The organism is Sphingomonas albertensis (assembly GCF_014358075.1).
GTDB classification, from domain to species: Bacteria; Pseudomonadota; Alphaproteobacteria; order Sphingomonadales; family Sphingomonadaceae; genus Sphingomonas; species Sphingomonas albertensis.
The window spans coordinates 1-23,316 of sequence record NZ_JACONT010000018.1 but is presented as its reverse complement, the minus strand read 5'-3'; the positions used below and the strand labels follow the sequence as shown (position 1 = coordinate 23,316).

Below are 23,316 nucleotides of genomic sequence, written 5' to 3'. Positions count from 1 at the left end.
CCGGTATGCGCCATACCGGCGCATCCTCGTTCAAGGACTCCAGCTCGGCCAGCCGGTCGTCCGAAGCGTCCCCGGTCGCAATGCCGTCAGCGCGAGAAGTCGCGACGCGAGCTTGGTCATGGGATGCGCGGCCGATGCCTCGGCCGCCATCAGTAGCGCTCGGGCTTCCTCCAGCGATCCCAGAGCTGGCTGCCGTTTCTTGATGAGCGGCTTCATCGCTCCCCGAATCGATACAGCTGGATCGCTCGTCGCGTACCCCGACGCTATCGCAAAGCCGTACACCGCCGAGATACGCTGCCGAACGCGACGAGCGGTCTCGACCGATGGCCGCTCCTCGATCCGCCGTACCAGTTGCAGCACCATCGGCGAGGTCACCGCTGCGACTGGCGTCGAGCCGATATACGGAAAGACATCCTTCTCGAGGCTGTTCAAGACATCCGCCGCATGCACCGCGACCCAGCTCGACAGCTGCTGGGCATGCCATTCCCGCGCTACCGCCTCGAACGTCGTTGCATGCTCGATATGCCGAACCGCTGCGGCTTGCTTGCGGTCGACGCTCGGATCGGTCCCGGCCTTCAAAAGGCGTGACGCCGCGTCCCGGTGCTCGCGTGCCAGCGCGAGGCTTACGTCGGGATAGCTGCCCAGCACGAGCAGCTTTTCCTTGCCAGCGATTCGGTATTTCCAGCGCCAGGAGCGAAAACCGGTGGTCGTCACGAACAGATGAAGCCCCCGGCCATCGGACAGCTTGTAGCTCTTCTCTGCCGCCCTGGCCTGCCGGCAGCGTAATTCGGTCAGCACTCGATACCCCCAGAACGTCTTCAGCGTACCCCCAGAATACCCCCAACAAGCGTGCGCTTGGCTGGGAAACTATGGGACCGCGTGAGACTACCGCGCTATGAAAAGCGACGTAAATCCTAGGCTTCTGAGACGAACTCGGCCACTGTAGGAACGTGGGGTGGCGGAGCGGGTGGGATTCGAACCCACGATACGCTTTTGACGTATACTCACTTTCCAGGCGAGCGCCTTCGACCACTCGGCCACCGCTCCGCATTGCTCTGGAAGGGCGTCTGCTAGTGCGCGTTTCACGTACGCGCAAGCGATTGCGTGCTGGGATGCGCTCGGGCAGTCTGCGGGGATGCTGAATCTTCTTCTCGCTGCCGCGCTCGCGCAAGCCGCTCCGGTCGCCGCCACGCTGCCGTCCGATCCGCTGCCGGCGGATTGGGTCGCGGTTCCGGACGACGAGCTGCTGGTGTTTACGCTGGCCGATGGTCACAGGTTTACGGTGCGGCTGGCACCTCGGTATGCGCCCGTGCACGTTGCCAACATCCGCAAGCTCGCCGCGGCGCATTGGTGGGATGTCGGCACCAGCGTGTACCGGTTGCAGGACAATTACGTCGCGCAATGGGGTGATGCGACCGAGAAGAAGCCCTTGGTCGCGGGCGTCGTCGCCAACCCACCGGCGGAATATTCGCATGCCGGGCCGACGACGGTGGCACGGCTGTCGCAGCGCGATCCCTATGCCGAATGGGCGGGATATAGCCGTGACGGCTGGCCATTGGCGGGCAATGGCGCGACCGAGTGGCTGCCGCATTGCTACGGCATGGTTGGCGTCGCGCGCGATCTGGCGCCGAGTACCGGGAGCGGGGCCGAACTCTACACCGTGATAGGTCATTCGCCGCGTGCGCTGGACCGCAACATCGCGGTGGTGGGCCGGGTGATCGACGGAATCGAGTGGCTGTCGTCGCTCCCGCGGGGCACCGGGGATCTGGGGTTCTACAAGATCGAAAGCGAGCGTAGCCCGATCGTGTCCGCACACCTCGTGAGCGAACTACCTGCTGCCGAGCGACCGCGCTTCGAATATCGCGTGGCGGACAATGCGCGGTTCGTGGCCTGGATCGCGTCGCGCGAGAACCGGGCGGGGCCGTTCTTCACGGTACCGGCGGGCGGCGCAGACATCTGCGCCGCGCTGCCGCCGGTGCGGAAAGCGCCCTAGCGGATGACGGGCGGCTTGCCGAACAGGCCTGCGTTATAGTCTTCGATCGCCTGCACGATCTCTTCGCGCGTGTTCATGACGAACGGGCCGTGCGAGACGACGGGCTCGCCGATCGGGTCGGCGTGGCCGTAGAGGATCGTCGCGGGAGTTTCGGTGGTGACGGCGATGGTGTCGCCCTCGTTACCGAACGTGGCGAGATGGTGGGGCTTGATCGGCGTGCCGTTCGCCGAGGGGGTGCCAGCGACGACGTAGAAGAAGACCGCGCGGCCACTGGGGGCTGGCAGGTCGATCTTGGCGCCGGCTTCGAGTTCGACGGTCATCATCGCGACGTCGGTCAACGATTCGAACGGACCCTGTCGTGCGGCGAACGTGCCGGAGATCAGGTTCACTACGCCACCATCGACCGGGATCGCGGGAATGTCCTCGCGCTGGAGGCCGGTATAGGCGGGCTTGGTCATTTTGAGCCGACCGGGGAGGTTGACCCAGAGTTGCAGGATCTCCAGCGGACCGCCGTCGCGCTTGAACGACGCGGGCGAGATTTCCGCGTGAATCAGGCCCGAGCCTGCGGTCATCCACTGGATACCGCCTGCGCGGATCACGCTTTCGTGGCCGCCGCTGTCGAGGTGCGCCATCTCGCCCTTGAGGATGAAGCTGACCGTCTCGAACCCGCGATGCGGATGCGGGCCGAACGGGAGGCCGGTGTTGCCGGCGCGATAGGTCTGCGGGCCGTGATGGTTGAGAAACAGGAACGGATCGACCTGGGGCAGGCCCGGCCCCGGTAGCGGGCGGCGGGTGACGAGATCGGCGATGTCGTCGCGCTGGGCAGGATATTGGCGGAGGACCTGCCGCATCTCAGGACGCCTCGCGGTCGGCAGCGGTAGGGCGGGCGATGTCGGCGAGCAGGTCGTCGACGCCGGCGACGAGGAAGTCGAGCGTGCGCTGGTCGGTCAGGCGACCATCGGCGATCTTCTCGTGCACCGCGCCGACGACCGCTTGGGGACGTAGGACGGTGCGGGCGCCTATCGAGGCCAGCGTCTCGTTGAGTTGCGCGTGCGCACGCGCGCCGCCGACTGCGCCGGGCGACGAGGTTAGCGTGAAGACCGGCTTGCCTGTCAGCGTCGCCTTGCCATGTGGGCGCGAGCCCCAGTCGAGCGCGTTCTTCAGGACGCCGGACATGCCGTGATTGTATTCGGGAGAGGCGATGACGATCCCGTCGGCCGCGCCGATCGCCGCGCGCAGGGCTGCGACGGCTTCGGGGGGCGTATCGGTGTCTGCGTCCTGATCGTAGAGCGGCACGTCGTTCAGCGGGAAGATCGTCAGCGTAGCCTTGTCGGCGACTGCTTCGCCAAGCGTGGCAAGGATCGCGCCATTGTATGAGCCGCGGCGCAGACTGCCTGAAATGGCGAGCAGGACGGGAAGAGTCATGGGAATTCCTTTAGTTGAAGCGGTAGCCGGAGATCGCGGTTTGCAGGACTCGCTCCCCGTAGACGTGTGCGCCGGGTTGATCGGAAGCGCCGGCGGCGACCATCAGCGGGAGGAGATGCTCCTCGCGGGGGTGCGAGAGGCGGCCCGCGGGGGCTTCGGCCCAGCCGGCTAGCGCGTCCGCTCGGGCGGTCGGTTCGGACTCGACCGCGGCAGTAATCCATTGGTCGAAGGCTTCGGATGGCTCAGTGAAGCGGGGATCGCCGTAGCCGCGCATGTTGTGGAAGCTCATGCCCGAGCCGATGATCAGCACGCCATCGTCGCGCAGCGGGGCGAGTGCGCGGCCGGCGGCGGCGTGCAACTTAGGGTCGAGATCGCGGTCGACCGACATTTCGACGACCGGGATGTCGGCGTCGGGGAATGCGACCTTCATCGGGATAAAGACGCCGTGATCGAGGCCGCGCGTGGGGTCGATGGTCGCGGTCATTCCGGCGCCACGGAGCAGGTCGGCGGCGCGGGCTGCCAGCGCGGGATCGCCGGGGGCGTCGTAGCGCAGTTCGTAGGTGTGCTGGGGGAAGCCGCCGTAGTCGTAGATCAACGACGGGGTCGCGGCACCGGTGAACGCGAAGCCGCGCGTTTCCCAGTGGCCGGATACGACGAGGATCGCCTTGGGCTTTTCGGGGAGCGAGGCGGCGATCGACCGGAGGTAGGCGGCCATGCCGGTCCAGTTGCCGGCGGGGTCGTCCATGAAGAAACAGGGCCCGCCACCGTGCGGGATGAAGAGGGTTGGCTGGCGGATACTCGTCATAGTCTAGCGGTAGGCGGCGCTGGCGGCGATCGGAAGGGCGCGAATGGCAACGCTGCGTTGCCGGTTGGCGCGCGCATCAGGTCCAGTAGAGGATACGGGCCTGCGGGAGCTTGGCAGCGATCTCGTCCTGGAAGAAGGTGCGGAGCGCGCGCATCGTGTCGGCGTCGTAGACGTATTTTACGGAGCCGAACTTTGTGCGTTTCTCGGTGCGATTGGCCATGCTGAGGTCGAGCGACGAACCGGGATACCAGGTTTCAAGCACTGCCTTCGAGCCGGGGGTGTAGCGGTGGGTGATCAGCTCGATCGTCACGTCGGGGATGTCGGCGAGCACCCTGCCCGCCTCCGCAAGCAATTCGCCATACGCCTCGCGCCACCCTTCGGCGGCGATGATCGGGGCGACGGTCAGGCCGATCTTGTAGCCTGCGTCCGCCATTTTCCGCAGCGCGAGCAGGCGGGCTGCGACCGGGCTGGTGCCGCCCTCGAAGCGCGCATAGGCGGCGGGGTTGATCGAGGCGCGCATGCGGGTGCGGCCGCGGTGGTCTAGCGTCAGCAATGGCTCGACCGCGTCGAACTTGGTGGTGAAGCGCAACTGCACGTCGGCTTCCCATGCGCCGAAATGCGCGATCAGCGCGGAGAGCGATCCGGTGACGTGTTCGATGCCTAGCGGATCGGTGTAGCAAGAGGCCTCGAACGTCGTGCCCTCGTGCGCGCGGGCGGTCGAGCGCGAGGTGACCGTGCCTTGGCCGAGATGTGCGGGGAGTTCGGCGAGGATCTCGGGCAGGTTCGCGTAGACGCGCGTTATGGGCGGGCCTTTGAGCGAGCCGGCGAGGTAGCAATAGCCGCAATGCGCGGGGCAGCCTTCGGCGAGGTCGATCCGCCAGTCGGCGCTCGGAGCGATCGGCTGAAGCTTGCGTTTCGAAGGCGGCGCGACGACCAGCGCCAGCGTTGCTTTGGCTTCCGCATAGGCGCGGCGGGAATCCGCGGGGAAGTCGAGCTTGAGGCGGTCGCTCGGCAGCGTCGTGACGGGTACGCCGAGTGCGGTAGCCCGCGCGGCGATTTCGGCACCGTGTTCCCAGGTCAACGCGGATGGGGTCGCCAGCAGGCGGCGGGGTTGCCAGAGTTTTTGGGAGCGCATCGGGGGACAACGCTGGCCATCGCGGATGCGTTGCCGTTATTTGACGGGACGCTTCTCGAGTTTCCGCGCGAGCGTGCGGCGGTGCATGCCGAGACGGCGCGCGGTCTCGGAGATGTTGAAGTCGGTTTCGGCGAGCGTGGTGTGAATCCGCTCCCATTCGAGCGTCTTGATCGAGGTCGGACGCTCGGAGAGTTCAGTGTCTACTACGCCGTCGGTGCGGTCGAACGCAGCTTCGATGTCGTCGGTGTTCGAGGGTTTTACGAGATAGTGCGATGCGCCGAGCTTGATCGCCTCGACCGCGGTGGCGATGCTCGCGAAACCGGTGAGGACGACGACGATGATGTCGGGATCATGCGCGTGGAGCGTCTGGACGCAGACGAGGCCCGAGGCGCCGCCGAGCTTCAGGTCGACGACGGCGTAGCGCGGCGTGCGTTCCGCCAGTTGCTCGACGAGTTCCTCGTGGCTGGCGGCCTGCATCACCTCGTAGCCGCGACGTTCGAACGAGCGTCGGAGCGTGCGGGCGAAGGTCTCGTCGTCCTCGACGATCGCGAGCAGGGCGGGTTCGCTCATGCCGTAGTCCTCATGAGAGCGCGATCGCCGAGAGAGGCATGCTGATCGTGACTTCCGCGCCGCCGTCGTCGCAGTTCACGACGGACACGCCGCCGCCGAGCTTGCGCATGACGTTGACCGCGAGGAACAGGCCGAGGCCGTGGCCGGGTTCGCGCTTGCTCGACTGATAGGGTTTGCCGAAGCTGGCGAGCCGCTCGGCGCTGAAGCCCGGGCCGCGATCGCGGACGATCAGCGCGAGGTCGCCGTCGCTGCGTTCGCCGCGGAATGCGACCCAGTGCGGCGAGGCTTCGGCGGCGTTGTCGAGCACGTTGGCGATCACCTGTTTGAGCGCGGGGTCGGACACGACCTGCGGATCGTCGCCGACTCGGGTGGTGTAGTCGAAATCGACCGAGGGGTGAACGGCGCGCCATTCGTCGACGATCGCATCGAGGAACTGGTGGAGCGGCATGATCTCGGGCGCCTCGCCGCGCGCTTCGCCGGCGGACAGGAGGATTCCGGTGACGATCGCCTTGCAGCGCTGCACCTCGGACTGCATCTCGACGATCTCGGCCTGCAGATCGGCGTCCTGTGCGAGCGTCGGCATGCGGCGCCAGTCGGCGAGGATGACCGCGATCGACGCGAGCGGCGTGCCGAGTTCGTGCGCGGCGCCGGATGCCAGGAGCCCCATGCGGACGATGTGGTCCTCCTCGGCGGCCTGCTGGCGAAGATCGGCGAGGCGCGTGTCGCGGGCGCGCAAGTTTCCAGTGATGCGCGCCATGAACAGCATCAACAGCGTCGCGATCAGCATGAAACAGAGCAGCGAGCCGATCGTGTAGAGGATGAAATACTCGCCGCTGTAATCGGGGGGCAGGATCAGCGGGCGGTAATAGAGCGTGAGCAGGCCGAAGCAGGCCGCGGTGACGACGACGATCGCCCAGCTCGACCAGCGATCGAGAAGCACCGCGCCGAGCACGACGTGGAGCAGGTAGAGCGAGATGAACGGGTTGGTCGCGCCACCTGCGAGATAGAGCTGCGTGGTGAGCAGGCCGACGTCGAACAGCAACGCGAGCAGCAGCTGGATGTTCGCGCCCTTGCGCCAGCCGTAGAGTGGCATGCTGGCGAGGTTGAGGCCGACCGCGGCGGCGAGTGCAGCCATCATCGGGACGAGCGGGAGATCGAAGCCGAGCCCGAACCGGGCGAACAATATCGTGACGAACTGGCCAGCGACCGCGATCCAGCGCAGCGTCACGAGCTGCCGCATGTTGGCGTTGCCGGTCGCATCGGTGCGTGCAGTGGCGAGGGCGAGCCAGCGTTGCCAGCCCTGGCGAGCGCCCGCGGAGGTCATGCTTCCTCTCGCCGCTTGCGTGCATCCTGGCGGACGAACACGACGAACGCGACGATGGTCATTGCGGCGAGCGCGAACCAGGTCAGCATGTATACGAAATGGTTGTTCGGGAAGGCGATGATCGTCAGGCCGCCGACCGGGGCGCCCGCGCCGGATTTGTCCGCATCGACGAAATAAGGCGCGACGTTCGAGAGGCCTCGTGCAGCCGCGATCGCGGCGACATCGCGCGAATACCATTTGTCGGCGGCGGGGTCGTTGCTGCGGAGGAAGCCCCCGTTGGGTTCGGTGATGCGGAGATAGCCGGTGATCGTGACCGGGCCGGTGGGCTTGGTATGCGCGCCGCGTTGCTCGGGCGAAACATAGCCGCGGTTGACGAGGACGGTGAAGCCCTGGGCGGTCCGCAAGGGTGTGACGACCCAATAGCCGCTACCGAGCGTGGTAGCGGCGCGCACCAGCGTCTCGCGCGTATTGTCGAGGATGCCGTCGAGGCGGATGCGGCGATAGGCGTCGGTGGTGGCGGTGATCGCGCCCCATGACGCTGGCCCCGGCGGGGCGACCGGCGCGGCATGCGCGCGGGCCGCGACCTGTTCGATCAGGTTGAGCTTCCAGGCTCGGCGCTCGACCTGCCAGATGCCGAGCGCCATGAACCCGGCGAACAGCAGCAGCGCGACCAGGCCTGCGACATAGACGGCAGGGCCCGGTCGCGTCTTCATCACATGTCTGCCGCGGCCTGCATCGGCATCATGTTCGTGTTCATGTGGTACATCACCCAGATCGATCCGCTGAGCGTGATGACGACGAGGATGATCGTGAAGATCAGCGCCATCATCGTCCAGCCGCCCTCCGACTTGCCGCTCATGTGCAGGAAGTAGATCATGTGGACGACGATCTGCGCGACCGCGAAGACCATGACGACGAGCGCTGCGGTCGACGGATCCTTGAATGCGTCGGTCATGACGATCCAGAACGGGATCGCAGTCAGGATGACCGAGAGGAAGAACCCCTTGATATAGCTGCCGCGGGTGCCGTGCGAGGCGTGATCGCCATGGCCGTGATCGCCATGGTCCGCGTGTGCGTCGTGCGCGTGGGTGTCGCTCATCGTAGGGTGCCCATCAGATAGACGAAGGTGAAGACGCCGATCCAGATGACGTCGAGGAAATGCCAGAACATGCTGAGGCACATCAGGCGACGCTTGTTGGCGGCGATAAGGCCGTGCTTCTGAACCTGCACCATCAACGTGACGAGCCAGATCAGGCCCATCGTGACGTGGAGGCCGTGCGTGCCGACGAGCGTGAAGAACGACGACAGGAACGCGCTGCGGGTCGGGCCCGCACCCTCATGGATGAGGGTGGCGAACTCGTACATTTCGATCGACAGGAACGCGAGGCCGAACAGGCCGGTGAAGACCAGCCACATCTGCATGATACGCTGGCGACCTTCCTCCATCGACAGCATCGCGAAGCCGTAGGTGATCGACGAGAACAGCAGCATCGCGGTGTTCACAGCCACCAGCGGCAGCTCGAAGATCTCCTTCGGGCTGGGACCGCCGGCATAGCTGTTGCCGAGCACGGCATAGGCCGCGAACAGCACCGCGAAGATGAGGCAATCGCTCATCAAGTACATCCAGAAGCCCAGCATCGTGCTGCCGCCATCGGGATGCTCGTGCTCGTCTAGGTCGTAGAACGAGACCGGTTTGGTCTCGTTCAGACCGTCCTTCATCGGTATTGCGGACATCGCGTCAGGCTCCCTGGGTCGCGAGCTGGCGAGTGCGCGCGTCCTCGCTGGCGATCACGTCCTCGACCGGGATGTGGAAGTCGCGCTTGTAGTTGAAGGTGTGGAAGATCGCCGTCGCGAAGATGCCGACCAGGGTGAGCCCTGCGAGCCACCAGATGTACCAGATCATCGCGAACCCGAACGCCACGCTGAGGCCGGCGAGCACGACGCCCGTACCGGTACCGCTCGGCATGTGGATCGCCTTGAAGCCGGAGACCGGACGAACCGCCTTGCGCTCCTTCATGTCGTACCAGGCGTCCAGGTCGTGAACGATCGGCGTGAACGCGAAGTTGTAGTCCGGCGGCGGCGACGAAGTCGCCCACTCTAGCGTACGGCCGTTCCACGGATCGCCGGTGAGGTCGGCGAGCTTCTCGCGGTTCCGGATGCTGACGAAGATCTGCATCAGGAAGGCACCGATACCGGCGGCGATCAGCGCTGCACCAAAGGCGGCGATGACGAACCAGATCTGCAGGTTCGGATCGTCGAAATAGCGCATCCGGCGGGTCACGCCCATCAGGCCGAGCACGTAGAGCGGCATGAAGGCGAAGTAGAAGCCCACGACCCAGCACCAGAACGAGATCTTGCCCCACGTCTCGTTCAGCTTGAAGCCGAACGCCTTCGGGAACCAGTAGTTGATGCCGGCGAACATGCCGAACAGCGTGCCGCCGATGATCACGTTATGGAAATGCGCGACCAGGAACAGCGAGTTGTGCAGCACGAAGTCGGCGGGCGGCACCGCGAGCAGGACGCCGGTCATGCCGCCGATCGTGAAGGTCACCATGAAGGCGATCGTCCACATCATCGGCAGTTCGAACCGGATTCGGCCCTTGTACATCGTGAACAGCCAGTTGAAGATCTTGGCCCCTGTCGGGATCGAGATGATCATCGTGGTGATGCCGAAGAACGAGTTCACGCTCGCGCCGGAGCCCATCGTGAAGAAGTGGTGCAGCCAGACGAGATAGGCGAGGATCGTGATGACGAGCGTCGCATAGACCATCGAGCTGTAGCCGAAGAGGCGCTTGCCCGAGAAGGTCGAGGTGACCTCCGAGAATATGCCGAACGCCGGCAGGACCAGGATGTAGACCTCGGGGTGACCCCAGATCCAGATCAGGTTGACGTACATCATCGGGTTACCGCCCGAGTCGTTCGTGAAGAACGCGGTGCCGATGTAACGGTCGAGCGACAGCATCGCGAGAACCGCGGTGAGCACCGGGAAGGCGGCGACGATCAGGATGTTGGTGCAGAGCGACGTCCAGGTGAAGATCGGCATCTTCATCATGGTCATGCCGGGCGCGCGCATCTTGACGATGGTCGCGACCAGATTGACGCCGGACAAGAGTGTCCCGATGCCGGCGATCTGCAACGCCCAGATATAGTAGTCGACACCGACGTCCGGCGAGTACGCCAGTCCCGAGAGGGGGGGCATCGCGAGCCAGCCGGTCCGCGCGAACTCACCGATGAACAGCGACATCATGACGATCACGGCACCCGCCGCGGTCATCCAGAAGCTGAAATTGTTGAGGAATGGGAACGACACGTCGCGCGCACCGATCTGGAGCGGGACGACATAGTTCATCAGGCCCGTGACCAGCGGCATCGCCACGAAGAAGATCATGATCACGCCGTGCGCGGTGAAGACCTGGTCATAGTGATGCGCGGTCAGGTACCCTTCGGACCCGTTGAACGCCATCGCCTGCTGCGCGCGCATCATGATCGCGTCGGAGAACCCGCGCAGCAGCATGACGATCGCCAGGATGATGTACATGATGCCGATCTTCTTGTGATCGACGCTGGTGAACCACTGGTTCCACAGATAGCCCCAGACCTTGAAATAGGTCAGCGCCGCGACGAGGCCTGCGCCACCGATCGCCACCATCGCGAAGGTGGCGACGACGATCGGTTCGTGCAGCGGCAGCGACTCCAGGGTCAGGCGGCCGAAGATTGTCTTCAACAGAGTGTCGTTCATGATGGTTCTCTAGCCGTTCGCGACGGGGCGCGTGCCCGGCTTGGTTGAGGGGGACAACATCGTGTGATTGCGGTTCGATACCGATCCGGGCGCATTGTTGGCGCCGTCCTGTTTTATGTCGGCGGGCGCGGTCCAGTGCTGGCCGCTACCCTTCTCGTCGGCATCCTTCATCAAGGCGCCTTCGACCCGCTCGGACGAATCCTGCGGACCCTTACCGCCATTGACGCCCGGCATCGCCATACCGGCATGCGAGTCCCCCCCGCCTTTGCCGCCGTGCATCATCTGCGACATGCAGACCTTGCCGGGCTGTACGCACTGCTCGACGACCAGCTTGAACATGTTCGGCTCGACCGCATTGTAATAGCGGACCGGCACCTTCTCGCTCGGCTTCTCCAGCTGGAGGTAGCTCGCACGGTTCAAACCACCGCCACGCTGCTTGACCTGGTTGATCCAGGCATCGAAGCCCGCGTCGCTCACGCCGTGGAAGCGGAAGCGCATGCCCGAGAAGCCCGCGCCGCTATAGTTGGACGAGAAGCCCTCGTAGTTGCCGGGCTTGTTGATGACCGCGTTCAGCGTCGTCTGCATGCCGGGCATCGTGTAGATCATGCCGGCGAGCGCAGGGATGTAGAACGCGTTCATTACCGACGACGAGGTCATCTGGAACCGGATCGGGCGATCGACCGGCGCGGCCAGTTCGTTGACCGTGGCGATGCCGTATTCCGGATAGATGAACAGCCACTTCCAATCGAGCGCGACGACCTGCACCTCGAGTGGCTTACCGGCGCCATTGGCACCGTTGCCGACCTGCTGCTTGTCGACCAGATTGCCGACCGGCACGTTGTTCGCGAGCGTCGGCGTGTCCGGCTTGATCCGGCCGAGCGGGCGATACGGATCGAGCAGATGCGTGCTGGTCCAGGTCAACGCGCCGAGCGCGATGATGATCAGCAGCGGGATGCCCCAGATCAGCAGCTCGAGCCCGACCGAGTGATCCCAGTTGGGCTCGTACTTGGCGGCCTTGTTCGACTGGCGATAGCGGAACGCGAAGAACAGGGTCAAAAAGATCACCGGAACGATGATCAGCAGCATCAGCCCGGTCGAGATCAGCACCAGATCGCGCTGCTGCACTGCGATATCGCCGGAGGGCGACATCACAACCCAGTCGCAACCGCTGGTGAGCAATGCCAAGGGCATGGCAACCAACCATTTTCGGGCCGAGATTTTGGTGCGGGAAAGCTGTGTCACGACGGTCATGCGGTCCCCCTACGCCTGCGTTGCGCTGCGCTACAGTGGACAATTTGTCCAATGGGCGCTGCACTGCAACATCGGCATGGCTTTATCATGTCCAAGGGTAGCATAGATTGCCCCTGCCCGCATCCGCCGGAACAGCGTATGATGGGTCCGCGCCCCGAAGAGCGAGTTGAAGAATGAGTGCTGACACGATCCCCGAGACGAGCTTCGAAGCCGATGCTCGCAGTATCCATAGCGACGGCGAGCACGTCACGCCCGGCGTGATCGCGATCGGCGTGGTGATCGGCCGCACCTCGGAATTCTTCGACTTCTTTGTGTACGCGATCGCCTCGGTGCTCGTGTTTCCGACCCTGGTGTTCCCGTATGTCGACCGGTTGCAGGGCACGCTCTATTCGTTCGCGGTGTTCGCGCTGGCGTTCATCGCTCGCCCGATCGGCTCGATCATCTTCATCGCGGTCGATCGCGCGTACGGCCGCAGCGTCAAGCTGACGATGTCGCTGTTCCTGCTCGGCACGTCGACCGTCGCGATGGGGTTCATCCCCAGCTACGACTCGGTCGGCAACTGGTCGGTCGCGATCCTCGCGCTGCTCCGCATCGGCCAGGGCGTCGCGCTCGGCGGCGCCTGGGATGGTCTCGCCTCGCTGCTGTCGCTCAACGCGCCGGAAAAGCATCGCGGCTGGTACGCGATGCTGCCGCAGCTTGGTGCGCCGATCGGCCTGCTGGTCGCCAGCGGCCTGTTCGCGTTCTTCGTCGCCGCACTGCCGACCGAGGACTTCTTCGCCTGGGGCTGGCGCTATCCGTTCTTCGTGGCGTTCGCGATCAACGTCGTCGCGCTGTTCGCCCGCCTCCGTTTGGTGGTGACGCCCGAGTTCGAAGAGATGTACGCCAAGCGCGAGCTGGAGCCCGCGCCGGTGGTCGAGACGGTGCAATCACAGTGGAAGGCGATCTGGCTTGGCTCGTTCGTGCCGCTCGCCAGCTTCGCGCTGTTCCATATGGTCACGGTGTTCCCGCTGTCGTGGGTCGTGCTGTTCACGCGTGAATCGGCCGGTCGCTTCCTGGTAGTCGAAGTCATCGGCGCGATCATCGGAATCGGCGCAATGCTGGTGTCGGGCCTGCTTGCGGACCGATTCGGGCGTCGCACGATGCTCGGCACGATCGCGGTCCTGATCGCGCTGTTCGCGATCGCCGCACCGTCGCTGCTCGATGGCGGCGAGACCGGCGAGCGCCTGTTCATGGGAATCGGCTTCCTGCTGTTCGGCCTGTCGTTCGGCCAGTCCTCGGGCGCGATCGCATCGAGCCTGTCGCCGCAGCATCGCTACACGGGTTCGGCGCTGACGACCGATCTCGCCTGGTTGTTCGGTGCAGGCTTCGCCCCGCTGGCGGCTCTGCTGCTGACGAGCAAGCTGGGGCTGGCGGCGAGCGGCGCGTACCTGTTCTCGGGCGCGGTGTTCACGCTGATCGCGCTGGGTCTGAACAAGCAGCTGGCGAAGCGCGACATCGCGCGCTGAGCTGACCTCGGTTCTTCGGGTGCGTGATTGGGGATATCGCCTCTCGATCCGCCCGACGACCCCCAGTTTTTCATCCGAACGCGGTCCCGACGGGCGCGTAAGGCGGCCGACTTAATCAAGGGCCGCGCGGATGGCGGCGGCGGCTATGAACGGCGCGCCGGCGACCAATATCAGGCTGACTGCGGTGAGGAGTTTGACCGCGCCTGCACCGCCCGCAGGGTCCAGCGAGCCTGCGCCGAAGATCAGCAAGGGGACGGCTAGGGGGAGCATCACCAGCCCCGTCACCGCACCGCCGCCGCGAACGCCCGCGACCAAGGCGCTGGTGACGACCGCGAGCGCCGCCAGGCCGGGGGTGCCGATGAGCAGGCCGACCTCGACTCGCAGCAAAGTGTCCGCCGGCAGGTTGAGCAGCCCGGCGGCGATCACCGCGGCGAGCATCAGCGGCGGGCCGAAGCCGAGCCAGTGCGCAATCGTCTTGGCCATCGCGACGGACGTCATCGACAGGCCGCGCACCGCGAACTGATCGAAGACGCCGGCGTCCAGATCGGGGCCGATCAGGCGTTCGACCGGGAGCAAGGCTGCGAGCAGCGCCGCGGTCCAGATCACGCCGCCACCGATCCGCGCGAGCAGCGCCGCATCCGGCCCGATCGCGAACGGGAACAACGTGGCGACCAGCAGGAAGAACGCGACGACCAACGTGGCGCCGCCACTCGATACGCTTCGGCGCAGATCACGGCGGACGAGTGCGATCACAGGCCGATCTCCTGCGCGCCCGGCATCGACAGCGGGAGATGGGTGGCGACGAGCGCGATGCCGCCGCCAGTGCGGTGACGGGCGATCAATGCCTCCAGGCGCGCGACCGAGTGGGTGTCGAGCCCGTTGGCGGGTTCGTCGAGCAGCCAGACCGGGGCTTCGCTGGCGGCAATGCGTGCGATGGCGGCGCGGCGGCGCTGGCCGGTGGAGAGGAGGCGGACGGGGATGTCGGCCAGTGCCTCGAGATCGAGCGCCTGCAACGCGTGGGCGACGCGCGCGTCCGGATCGGGCGCGCGGTCGAGGCTGGCCCAGAAGCGGAGTGCGGCGACGAGCGCGCGGTCGGTGTCCAGCGCGCTGGCTTCGGTAAGCAGCGCCTTGTCCGCATCGCACGTCACGGCGCCTTCGAACGCTGGAAGCAGGCCGGCGGCGATGCGGATCAGGCTCGACTTGCCGATGCCGTTGGGGCCGGTGACGACCGCCGCGTCGCCGGGTGCGAGATCGAACGATACGCCCGAGAACAGCATCCGCCCGCCCCGCACGCACGCGACGTCGCGAAATGCGAGGCTCACGTGGCCTGATCTTCCGCGGCGTCTTCCCCGGCATCTTCGAGCGCGTGCATGTCGTCGTCGCTGAGGCCGAAATGATGCCCGATCTCGTGGATCGTGACGTGCGCGACGAGGTCGTCGAGGCGGACCCCGGTCTCGATCCATTCCTCCAGGATCGCGCGACGGTACAGGACGATGCGGTCGGGCATCGCGCCGGAGTCCATCGACGATTTCTCGCCGAGCGGGCGACCGTGATAGAGGCCGGACAGGTCCAGCGGGTGCTCCAGCCCGAGCGCGGCGAGCGTCTCGTCGTCGGCATATTCCTCGACCACGAAGACGATGTCGCCGAGATGCTCGGCGAACTGGGCAGGGAGCCTGGCGATCGTCGCGCGGCAAATCGCCTCGATCGTGTCGGCGTCGGGGGCTTCCCCGAGGTCCCGGCCGTGTATTGCTGCTTGCCCGCTCATGCCACCAGCCATAGTCGGTGGCGAACTATGGCGGCAAGGGAGAGCCCGATGATCGAAGCGCTGAACGAGACCGAGCGGGCCGAGGCGCTCGATGGGCTGGACGAGTGGGATTACGACGATGCGCGCGACGCGATCACGCGGACGATCGTGTTCGCGGATTTCGTCGAGGCGTTCGGATTCATGACTCAGGTCGCACTGATCGCCGAGCGGGCGAACCATCATCCCGAATGGAAGAATGTGTGGAACCGGGTGGAGATCCTGCTGACGACTCACGATGCGGGCGGCCTGAGCCCGCGCGATATCGAGATGGCCGAGGCGATCGATGCGATCGTCGGCGACGTTTGAACTGCTGTCTTCCCCCCTCCCTTCCAGGGAGGGGGGATTATCACCCGCGCGTCATGCTGCGGCGCATACGTTTGCGCAGCGCGCCCGGCATCCATCGGGCCGCGAAGGCCATGCGGTGGGCGGTCTTGCCGACATAGGTGTGGATCCTGTCGCCGTGGACTGCGGCCCAGGCGGCTTCGGCGACCTTGTCGACGCCGGTCAGTTCCAGCCCTGCGCCCGTCACCGTCTCGCGGATCGAGTGGTTGGTTTTCCCCGCGGCGGAATCCAGCAGTGGCGTGTCGATGAAGCTCGGCACGATCGAGCGTACCTTGATGCCGTCCGCCGCCCATTCGCCGTCGAGTGCTTCGGTAATTGCGCGGATGCCGAATTTGGTCGCGGAATAGGGCGCGAGGCCGGACGAGCCGTAGATCGCCGACGCCGATGCGGTGTTGAGCAGGCAGGATCCGGGCGTACGCTTGAGATAGGCATGGCCGATCCGCGCACCGTTCAGCGCGCCGACGAGATTGATCGCAATCACGCGGTCGATCTCGGCGAAGTCGGTATCCGCGAGCGGGCCGCCCGAGCCGACTCCGGCATTGTTGAACAGCACGTCGAGCCGTCCGCCGGTGGTCGCGACGAATGCGTCGAGGCAGGCGACCCACGCCTCGCGATCGCGCACGTCCATCTGGTAGGTGGACGCCATGTCGGCGGGGAGCAGCGCGGCGGTTTCGGCCAGTCCTGCGACGTTGACGTCGGCGAGCCCGACCCGCCAACCTTTCTGCGCAAAGAGTACCGCCGTCGCGCGCCCGATTCCCGATCCGCCGCCGGTGATGAAAATGCCCTGCTGGCTCATACCCTCTCCATTTGATTTTCCGGTATGTTTCCCGCATCCTGCGCGCAGATGCCAGACAATTCCCCAGCGCTCGCTTTCGAACGCGTCACCAAGACCTACGGGTCGACGATCGCGGTCGACGCGGTCTCGCTGGAGATCGCACGCGGCGCGTTCGTCGCGCTGGTCGGGACGTCGGGATCGGGCAAGTCGACGCTGCTCAAGACGATCAATCGCCTCGTCGAGCCGAGCGAGGGCCGCGTGACGATCGACGGTGCCGACGTCGCCGCCGAGCCCGCGCCCGAACTGCGCCGCCGGATCGGTTACGTGTTCCAGAATATCGGCCTGTTCCCGCACATGACGATCGCCGAGAACATCGCGATCGGGTTGCGGATCGCGGGGCGCGGGGAAGAGGCCAAGGTCGGCGACCTGCTCGATCTGGTCGACCTGCCCCGCGACATTGCGAGCCGCATGCCCGACGCGCTCTCGGGCGGCCAGCGCCAGCGCGTCGGCATCGCCCGCGCGCTCGCACCCGGCGCCAAACTGCTGCTGCTCGACGAGGCGTTCGGCGCGCTCGATCCGGTGACGCGCGATGCGCTGGGGACGCGGATTCGGGACTTGCACGACCGGCTCGGCCTGACCACGATCCTGGTGACGCACGACATGGCGGAGGCGCTGCTGCTGGCGGACCGCGTGCTGGTGATGAAGGCCGGGCGGATCGTCGCCGACGCGACCCCGGCCGACCTTGTGGCGGGCAAGGGTGGCGACGAGGCGCAGGCGTTGGTGCAGGTGCCGCGCGCGCAGGCCGAACGCCTCCAGGCGCTGGTCGCATGAGCGCGTTTCTTGATGCACTCGGCCGCGTGCCACCGTTGCTTGCCGCGCATGTGCTGCTGTCGGCGTCGGCCTTGTTGCTGGGGATTGCGATCAGCCTGCCGCTGGGAATCTGGTCCGCCCGCAACGCGACCGTCGCACGCGTCTCGCTCGGGTTTGCCAGCCTGGTGCAGACGATCCCGAGCCTTGCGCTGCTCGCCCTGTTCTATCCGCTGTTGCTCAGTCTCTCCGCGCTGGTCGGGGGGGGGATTCCGGCGCTCGGCTTCCTGCCGTCGCTGATCGCGCTGACGCTGTATGCGTTGCTGCCGATCATCCGGAATGCGGTGGCGGGGCTGCAGGGCATCGATCCGGCGGTGATCCAGGCGGCGGACGCGGTCGGCATGACGCCCGCGCAGAAGCTGCGGCTGGTCGAGGCGCCTCTGGTTGCGCCGGTGTTGATCGCCGGCATCCGGACCGCGGCGGTGTGGACGATCGGGGCGGCGACGTTGTCGACCACCGTGGGTCAGCCGAGTCTCGGCGACATGATCTTCGCGGGATTGCAGACGCAGAACTGGGCGCTGGTGCTGGCCGGCTGCGTGTCGGCGGCGGCGCTGGCGCTGGCGGTCGATGCGCTGATCGGCGGGATCGAATACGGCATCCGCGCGCGGCGGCGGTGGTTGTGGATCGCCAGCGCCGTCGTGCTGCTGGCGGGAACGGCGGTGGCGACCGTGCCGCTCTGGCCGACGAGCGGCGGCGACCGGACGGTGGTGGTCGGCGCTAAGAACTTCTCCGAGCAATATATCCTCGCGCGATTGATCGGCGATCGGCTGGAGCGCGCGGGCTATACCGTCGAGTATCGCGACGGGCTCGGGTCCGCTGTGGTGTTCGGCGCGCTCTCGGGCGGGGATATCGACGTGTATGTCGATTATGCCGGGACGATCTGGGCGAACGAGATGAAGCGCACCGACGTGCCCGAGCATGGCGCGATGGTCGCGGCGATCGGCGACTGGGCGAAGCGCGAGCACGGAGTCGGGCTGATCGGTTCGCTCGGATTCGAGAATGCCTATGCGTTCGCGATGAAGGGCGACGCCGCCAGGGCCAAGGGAATCGCCAGCCTCGACGATCTGGTGAAGGCCGCGCCGGGAATGACGCTCGGCAGCGACCTGGAGTTTCTCGAGCGGCCCGAATGGGCGGCGGTGAAGCGCGCCTATCCGCTGCGGTTCGCCAAGACCACGCCGTACAGCCCGACCTTCATGTACCGCGCGCTGGAGAGCGGGAACGTCGACGTGATCTCGGCCTTCTCGTCGGACGGGCGGATCGCGGCGGATGGGCTGACCGTGCTGACCGATCCGCGGCGGGCGATCCCGGGATACGACGCGATCCTGATGGTGGCGCCGAAGCGGGCAGGGGACGCGAAGTTCGTCGCCGCGGTGAAGCCTCTGGTCGGGCGAATCCCGGTCGAGGCGATGCGCGATGCGAACTACCGCGTGGACCGGGATACGGACAAGCAGACGCCCGAAGCCGCGGCGACGTGGCTCGCCAATCGGATCGGGCGTTAGATACGACCGCGTGATCGGGTGCACCGGGTGGCGATCTGTCCTAGGATGCGGTGCCGGCTCGCCATCAACCTTTGGCTCGTCACCAAGGCGGGTCGGCACATCGCTTCTAGGGTTACGACGCCTCCGCGATCAGCTTGGCCGCGGCGGGCGTGTTCCATTCATAGCCGCCGGTCATCCGCCAGACTTCCTTACCCGCCGAATCGTACAGGATCGTGGTGGGCAGGTTCGCCTGATAGGCGAGGCTGAGGCCGAGTTTCGGATCGAGATACGGCTTGAGCGTCGAGAACTTCTTCTCGGCGAAGAACGGCGTTACCTTCTCCGCGCCCTGCATGTCCTGGCTGACCGCGATCACCTGCACCTTGCCGGCGAGCGACTTGGCCGCGGCGTCGAGCGTCGGCATTTCCGCCACGCACGGCGCGCACCAGGTGGCCCACAGGTTGAGCAGCAACGGCTTGCCCTTGAACGACGCGAGCGTGACGGGTTTGCCGTCGGGTGCGGTAAAGGCGACGGCGGGACCGGTCTCGCCCTTGTGGCTGCGGTCGAGCTTTTCCGCGCTTGCCGTGGGGCCGGTCGCTTCGTCGGGGGCGGGGCCGGGCGCGACCTCGTCGGCGGACGCCGTGTTCGCGGCGACGACGTTTGCTTGCTCCGGCGCGGGCGATTTCCTATCGCAGCCGGCGACCAGCAGGCCCATCCCGGCAAGACAGGCGATCGGCAGCGAATTGAACACAGGACGCGAGAACATGGACGGTTCCAATTCGATGTGGGGTGGGCGGTTCGCCGAGGGGCCGGCAGCGGTCATGCGCGAGATAAACGCCTCCATTCCCTTCGACAAGCGCCTCTGGCAGCAGGATATTGCCGGCTCGAAGGCGCATGTCGCGATGCTCGGCAAGCAGGGCATCGTGTCGGCGGAGGATGCCGCGACGATCTCGGCCGGGCTCGACACGGTGGCGGCGCATTATGCGGCGAACGGCGTCGAGGAGGATCTGGTCCTCGAGGATATCCACATGCAGACCGAGGCGCGGCTCGCCGATGCGATCGGCCCGGTCGCGGGGCGGCTACATACCGCGCGCTCGCGCAACGATCAGGTCGCGACCGATTTCCGGCTCTGGGTGCGCGACGCGATCGACCAGGCGCTGGCGGCGCTGGCGGGGTTCCAGGCGGCGCTTCTCGCGCGGGCGGAAGAGCATGCGGCGAGCGTGATGCCGGGCTTCACGCATTTGCAGTCGGCGCAGCCGGTGACGCTTGGGCATCATCTGATGGCGTATCACGCGATGATCTCGCGTGACGTCGGGCGCTTCGCCGACGCGCGCGCACGGATGAACCGGTCGCCGCTGGGTTCGGCCGCGCTCGCGGGCACGGGCTTCCCGATCGACCGCGAGATGACCGCCGCCGCGCTCGGCTTCGACGGGCCGATGACCAACTCGCTCGACGGCGTCAGCGACCGCGATTTCGCGATCGAGTATCTGACCGCGGCAACGCAGACCTCGCTGCACCTGTCGCGGCTTGCCGAGGAGTTCGTGCTGTGGGCGTCGCAGCCGTTCGGGTTCGTGGCGCTCAGCGATCAATGGTCGACCGGCAGCTCGATCATGCCGCAGAAGCGCAACCCCGATGCGGCCGAGCTGGTGCGCGGGCATGCCGGGCGGATCCTCGGCTGCATGACCGCGCTGATGGTGACGATGAAGGGCCTGCCGCTCGCCTATTCGAAGGATATGCAGGACGACAAGCCGCCGGTGTTCGAGGCGTACGACCTGCTCGCGCTGTCGATTGCGGCGATGACCGGGATGGTCGAGAGCGCGACGTTCCGCACCGACCGGATGCGCGAGCTGGCCGAGAGCGGCTTTGCGACCGCGACCGATCTCGCCGACTGGCTGGTGCGCGAGGCGGGGCTGCCGTTCCGCGAGGCGCATCATGTCACCGGGCGCTGCGTCAAGCTGGCGGAAGAGCGGAAGGTCGCGCTCGATGCGTTGCCGATCGAGGACTTGAAGGCAATCGATGCGCGGATCGACGAACGCGTGTACGGCGTGCTCTCGGTCGATGCGTCGGTCGCCAGCCGGACCAGCTTCGGCGGCACTGCGCCCAACAATGTGCGCGCTGCGATCCGCGCCGCGCGGGGGGAGATAGCATGAAACGGCTTTTGGGATTGGCGGGATTGGTGCTGGCGCTGTCGGGCTGCGGTGCGGCGGACGGGTTGGTGCCGGCAGAGGGCAAGACGCTTCCGGTCGCGCCCTACGGTGCGAAGACGCAGCCGACCGCCGCGCAACTGCTCGAGCCCACCACGCAGCAACGCCCGCAGCGCAGCGACGAGCTGCTGACCAAATCCGACGAGCGACGCAGCGACGAGTTCGACCTGCCGCCGCCAAATTGAAGACCTGATCCATGAACCATTTCGACTATCGTGACGGTGTGATGCATGCCGAGGACGTCGCCCTGCCGGCGATCGCCGAGGCCGTCGGCACGCCCGTCTACGTCTATTCGACCGCCACCTTCCGCCGCCATGCGCAGGTGTTTCGCGATGCGCTGAAGCCTGCGGGGCGCGTCCACCTGGCCTATGCGATCAAGGCGAACCCCAACGTCGCGGTGCTGCGGGTGCTGGCCGACGAGGGTTATGGCGCCGACGTCGTTTCGGCGGGCGAGATGCAGCGGGCGTTGGCGGCGGGGATCCCCGCGTCGGACATCGTGTTCTCGGGCGTCGGCAAGACGCGGCGTGAACTGGCGCAGGCGCTCGACGCCGGGATCGGCCAGTTCAATCTCGAGCTTGAGGAAGAGGGCGAAGTGCTCGCCGCGCTCGCCCATGCCCGCGGCCAACGCGCGCCGGCGGTGCTGCGCGTCAACCCGGACGTGGACGCCGGCACGCATGCGAAGATCTCGACCGGGCGCAAGGAGAACAAGTTCGGCGTCGCGATCGACCAGGCGGTCGCGATGTTCGATCGGCTGTCGAAGCATGACGGGCTCGATCTGCGGGGCGTGGCGATCCACATCGGCAGCCAGCTCGCCGACCTTGCGCCGCTCGAGGCTGCCTATGCGCGGATCGGCGAGCTGGTCGCCGAACTGCGGGCCGCGGGTCATACGATCAGCCGCGTCGATCTCGGTGGTGGCCTCGGCGTGCCGTACAAGCCCGGTGACGTGCTGCCGAGCCCGGCCGAATATGGCGCGATGGTCGCGCGCGCGACTGCCGATTGGGATGTCGAACTGATGTTCGAGCCCGGTCGCGTGATCGCGGGCAATGCCGGCGTGCTGCTGACCGAAGTGATCTGGGTGAAGCCCGGCGTCGTGAACCCGTATGTGATCGTCGACGCGGCGATGAACGACCTCGCGCGCGTCGCGATGTACGACGCGTATCACGATTTCGTCGCGGTCGAGCCGACCGGCGAACGGATGACCGCCAACATCGCCGGGCCGGTGTGCGAGACCGGCGACACCTTCGCAATGGGGCGCGATATCGACGCAGTGAAGTCGGGCGATCTCGGCGTGTTCCGCACCGCGGGCGCTTACGGCGCGACGATGGCGTCGACCTATAACAGCCGCGCGCTGGTGCCCGAGGTGCTGGTCGACGGCGATCGGTTCGCGGTGGTCGCCGATCGGATTCACCCGGAGACGATCCTAGCCGCCGAGCGCGTGCCGGAATGGCTCAAGCGGTGATATCACCCGCTCCGCTGCCCTTCCCGTTACCCCCCCCGCTACAAAGCCTGCCGCTGTTCGTCAGGCTGGCGGGGCGCCCGGTGATCCTGCTGGGCGAGGGCGAGGCGGCGGATGCGAAGCGGCGGTTGCTCGATCGCGCGGGCGCGGATGTGGTCGGCGAGGATGCTGCGGCGTCGCTGGCGATCGTCGCGATCGACGACGAGGACGAGGCGCTGGCCGCGGTCGCGCGGCTGAAGGCGCGGGGGATACTGGTCAACGCAGTCGATCGCTCGGCGCTGTGCGACTTCACGCTGCCGGCGATCGTCGACCGTGCGCCGGTGCTGATCGCGATCGGGACGAGCGGCGTGTCGGCGGGGCTGGCGGCGGCGTTGCGGCAGCGGCTGGAGGCACTGGTGCCGGCCGATCTGGGCAAGCTCGCGCTGGCGTTGCAGGCGGCGCGTGGCGCGTTGCGGAAGCGCTGGCCCGACATGGGGGAGCGCCGCCGCGCGTTGGCGACCGCGATGGCGGCAGGCGGGATGCTCGATCCACTCTCGCCAACGCATGATGTCGACGCATGGCTGTCCACCCCAGACTCCCCTCCCTGGAAGGGAGGGGCAGGGGGTGGGTCGGCCGCTGATGTGTCTGCCGATCCCCAACCAGCCGA

Annotated in this window: 26 protein-coding genes and 1 tRNA gene; 9 read left to right on the top strand and 18 right to left on the bottom strand. The window is 66.6% G+C overall.

What is annotated here, in order from left to right:
* Positions 1-30 precede the first annotated feature (30 nt).
* Entirely contained in the window at positions 31-798 is a 768-nt protein-coding gene (locus H8S47_RS19135) for a tyrosine-type recombinase/integrase (RefSeq protein ID WP_328805480.1), read from the bottom strand.
* A gap of 158 nt (positions 799-956) precedes the next feature.
* Positions 957-1,047, bottom strand: a tRNA-Ser gene (locus H8S47_RS09770).
* 88 nt (positions 1,048-1,135) lie between these two features.
* Between H8S47_RS09770 and H8S47_RS09765 the strand changes: the two genes are divergently transcribed.
* Positions 1,136-1,993, top strand: coding sequence for a peptidylprolyl isomerase (locus H8S47_RS09765; RefSeq protein ID WP_187503684.1), 858 nt, complete (start codon positions 1,136-1,138; stop codon positions 1,991-1,993).
* Here the strand turns inward: H8S47_RS09765 and H8S47_RS09760 are convergent.
* The 11 genes from H8S47_RS09760 to H8S47_RS09710 all read right to left on the bottom strand — a co-directional run bounded on the left by H8S47_RS09760 (position 1,990) and on the right by H8S47_RS09710 (position 12,140).
* Positions 1,990-2,844 carry a pirin family protein gene (locus H8S47_RS09760; protein ID WP_187503683.1) on the bottom strand — a complete coding sequence of 285 codons (855 nt, stop codon included), beginning with the start codon at positions 2,842-2,844 and terminating at the stop codon, positions 1,990-1,992. The genes H8S47_RS09765 and H8S47_RS09760 overlap by 4 nt on opposite strands.
* A gap of 1 nt (position 2,845) precedes the next feature.
* A complete protein-coding gene (locus H8S47_RS09755; RefSeq protein ID WP_187503682.1) occupies positions 2,846-3,418 on the bottom strand; it encodes an NADPH-dependent FMN reductase in 573 nt (190 codons plus the stop codon).
* A gap of 10 nt (positions 3,419-3,428) precedes the next feature.
* On the bottom strand, positions 3,429-4,223 hold the full coding sequence (locus H8S47_RS09750; RefSeq protein WP_187503681.1) for a DODA-type extradiol aromatic ring-opening family dioxygenase: 795 nt from the start codon (positions 4,221-4,223) through the stop codon (positions 3,429-3,431).
* A gap of 76 nt (positions 4,224-4,299) precedes the next feature.
* Positions 4,300-5,358, bottom strand: a complete 1,059-nt coding sequence (locus H8S47_RS09745) for a spore photoproduct lyase family protein (RefSeq protein WP_187503680.1) — start codon at positions 5,356-5,358, stop codon at positions 4,300-4,302.
* A gap of 36 nt (positions 5,359-5,394) precedes the next feature.
* The gene (locus H8S47_RS09740) at positions 5,395-5,928 is read right to left on the bottom strand and encodes a response regulator transcription factor (RefSeq protein ID WP_187503679.1); all 534 of its coding nucleotides are present in this window, start codon (positions 5,926-5,928) and stop codon (positions 5,395-5,397) included.
* 10 nt (positions 5,929-5,938) lie between these two features.
* A complete protein-coding gene (locus H8S47_RS09735; protein WP_187503678.1) occupies positions 5,939-7,252 on the bottom strand; it encodes an ATP-binding protein in 1,314 nt (437 codons plus the stop codon).
* On the bottom strand, positions 7,249-7,965 hold the full coding sequence (locus H8S47_RS09730) for an SURF1 family protein (RefSeq protein ID WP_187503677.1): 717 nt from the start codon (positions 7,963-7,965) through the stop codon (positions 7,249-7,251). The genes H8S47_RS09735 and H8S47_RS09730 overlap by 4 nt, the downstream gene beginning before the upstream one ends.
* Positions 7,965-8,351 (bottom strand): cytochrome o ubiquinol oxidase subunit IV, encoded by a 387-nt coding sequence (gene cyoD / locus H8S47_RS09725; protein WP_187503676.1) that lies wholly within the window; start codon positions 8,349-8,351, stop codon positions 7,965-7,967. The genes H8S47_RS09730 and cyoD overlap by 1 nt, the downstream gene beginning before the upstream one ends.
* Positions 8,348-8,986: a cytochrome o ubiquinol oxidase subunit III gene (cyoC, locus tag H8S47_RS09720; protein ID WP_235982747.1), complete on the bottom strand. Its 639-nt coding sequence runs from the start codon at positions 8,984-8,986 to the stop codon at positions 8,348-8,350. The genes cyoD and cyoC overlap by 4 nt, the downstream gene beginning before the upstream one ends.
* A 4-nt stretch (positions 8,987-8,990) precedes the next feature.
* Positions 8,991-10,991, bottom strand: a complete 2,001-nt coding sequence (gene cyoB / locus H8S47_RS09715; protein ID WP_187503675.1) for a cytochrome o ubiquinol oxidase subunit I — start codon at positions 10,989-10,991, stop codon at positions 8,991-8,993.
* 9 nt (positions 10,992-11,000) lie between these two features.
* Positions 11,001-12,140, bottom strand: a complete 1,140-nt coding sequence (locus tag H8S47_RS09710) for a ubiquinol oxidase subunit II (protein WP_214655024.1) — start codon at positions 12,138-12,140, stop codon at positions 11,001-11,003.
* Positions 12,141-12,415: 275 nt separating this feature from the next.
* On the opposite strand from H8S47_RS09710, the gene H8S47_RS09705 reads away from it, so the two are divergent.
* Positions 12,416-13,747 (top strand): MFS transporter, encoded by a 1,332-nt coding sequence (locus H8S47_RS09705; protein WP_187503674.1) that lies wholly within the window; start codon positions 12,416-12,418, stop codon positions 13,745-13,747.
* Between the two features lie 111 nt (positions 13,748-13,858).
* On the opposite strand, the gene H8S47_RS09700 is transcribed toward H8S47_RS09705, so the two are convergent.
* From H8S47_RS09700 to H8S47_RS09690, 3 genes are read right to left on the bottom strand one after another with little or no spacing between them, the layout of a single operon-like run.
* Positions 13,859-14,500, bottom strand: a complete 642-nt coding sequence (locus H8S47_RS09700) for a heme exporter protein CcmB (RefSeq protein ID WP_187503673.1) — start codon at positions 14,498-14,500, stop codon at positions 13,859-13,861.
* On the bottom strand, positions 14,497-15,069 hold the full coding sequence (ccmA, locus tag H8S47_RS09695; protein WP_328805479.1) for a heme ABC exporter ATP-binding protein CcmA: 573 nt from the start codon (positions 15,067-15,069) through the stop codon (positions 14,497-14,499). Before ccmA ends, H8S47_RS09700 begins: the two co-directional genes overlap by 4 nt.
* Positions 15,066-15,512 carry a metallopeptidase family protein gene (locus tag H8S47_RS09690; RefSeq protein WP_235982745.1) on the bottom strand — a complete coding sequence of 149 codons (447 nt, stop codon included), beginning with the start codon at positions 15,510-15,512 and terminating at the stop codon, positions 15,066-15,068. The genes ccmA and H8S47_RS09690 overlap by 4 nt, the downstream gene beginning before the upstream one ends.
* Positions 15,513-15,560: 48 nt before the next feature.
* Here H8S47_RS09690 and H8S47_RS09685 point away from each other — a divergent pair, with 48 nt between their 5' ends.
* Complete coding sequence (locus tag H8S47_RS09685; protein WP_187503671.1) at positions 15,561-15,857, top strand: 4a-hydroxytetrahydrobiopterin dehydratase; 297 nt, start codon at positions 15,561-15,563, stop codon at positions 15,855-15,857.
* A 40-nt stretch (positions 15,858-15,897) separates the two neighbouring features.
* On the opposite strand, the gene H8S47_RS09680 is transcribed toward H8S47_RS09685, so the two are convergent.
* A complete protein-coding gene (locus H8S47_RS09680) occupies positions 15,898-16,689 on the bottom strand; it encodes an SDR family oxidoreductase (protein ID WP_187503670.1) in 792 nt (263 codons plus the stop codon).
* 48 nt (positions 16,690-16,737) lie between these two features.
* Between H8S47_RS09680 and H8S47_RS09675 the strand changes: the two genes are divergently transcribed.
* The gene (locus tag H8S47_RS09675; RefSeq protein ID WP_187503669.1) at positions 16,738-17,499 is read left to right on the top strand and encodes an ATP-binding cassette domain-containing protein; all 762 of its coding nucleotides are present in this window, start codon (positions 16,738-16,740) and stop codon (positions 17,497-17,499) included.
* Positions 17,496-19,034 (top strand): ABC transporter permease/substrate-binding protein, encoded by a 1,539-nt coding sequence (locus H8S47_RS09670; protein WP_187503668.1) that lies wholly within the window; start codon positions 17,496-17,498, stop codon positions 19,032-19,034. The genes H8S47_RS09675 and H8S47_RS09670 overlap by 4 nt, the downstream gene beginning before the upstream one ends.
* A gap of 112 nt (positions 19,035-19,146) precedes the next feature.
* Here H8S47_RS09670 and H8S47_RS09665 read toward each other — a convergent pair whose 3' ends face one another.
* Positions 19,147-19,776, bottom strand: a complete 630-nt coding sequence (locus H8S47_RS09665) for a TlpA family protein disulfide reductase (protein WP_187503667.1) — start codon at positions 19,774-19,776, stop codon at positions 19,147-19,149.
* Positions 19,777-19,792: 16 nt separating this feature from the next.
* On the opposite strand from H8S47_RS09665, the gene argH reads away from it, so the two are divergent.
* The 4 genes from argH to H8S47_RS09645 form a co-directional block, all read left to right on the top strand.
* Positions 19,793-21,160, top strand: coding sequence for an argininosuccinate lyase (argH, locus tag H8S47_RS09660; RefSeq protein ID WP_187503725.1), 1,368 nt, complete (start codon positions 19,793-19,795; stop codon positions 21,158-21,160).
* Entirely contained in the window at positions 21,157-21,399 is a 243-nt protein-coding gene (locus H8S47_RS09655) for a hypothetical protein (RefSeq protein WP_187503666.1), read from the top strand. The genes argH and H8S47_RS09655 overlap by 4 nt, the downstream gene beginning before the upstream one ends.
* Before the next feature lie 11 nt (positions 21,400-21,410).
* On the top strand, positions 21,411-22,673 hold the full coding sequence (gene lysA, locus H8S47_RS09650; RefSeq protein ID WP_187503665.1) for a diaminopimelate decarboxylase: 1,263 nt from the start codon (positions 21,411-21,413) through the stop codon (positions 22,671-22,673).
* The coding region (locus H8S47_RS09645) for a precorrin-2 dehydrogenase/sirohydrochlorin ferrochelatase family protein (RefSeq protein ID WP_328805477.1) at positions 22,670-23,316 on the top strand (647 nt) is incomplete at its 3' end. The genes lysA and H8S47_RS09645, both read left to right, overlap by 4 nt.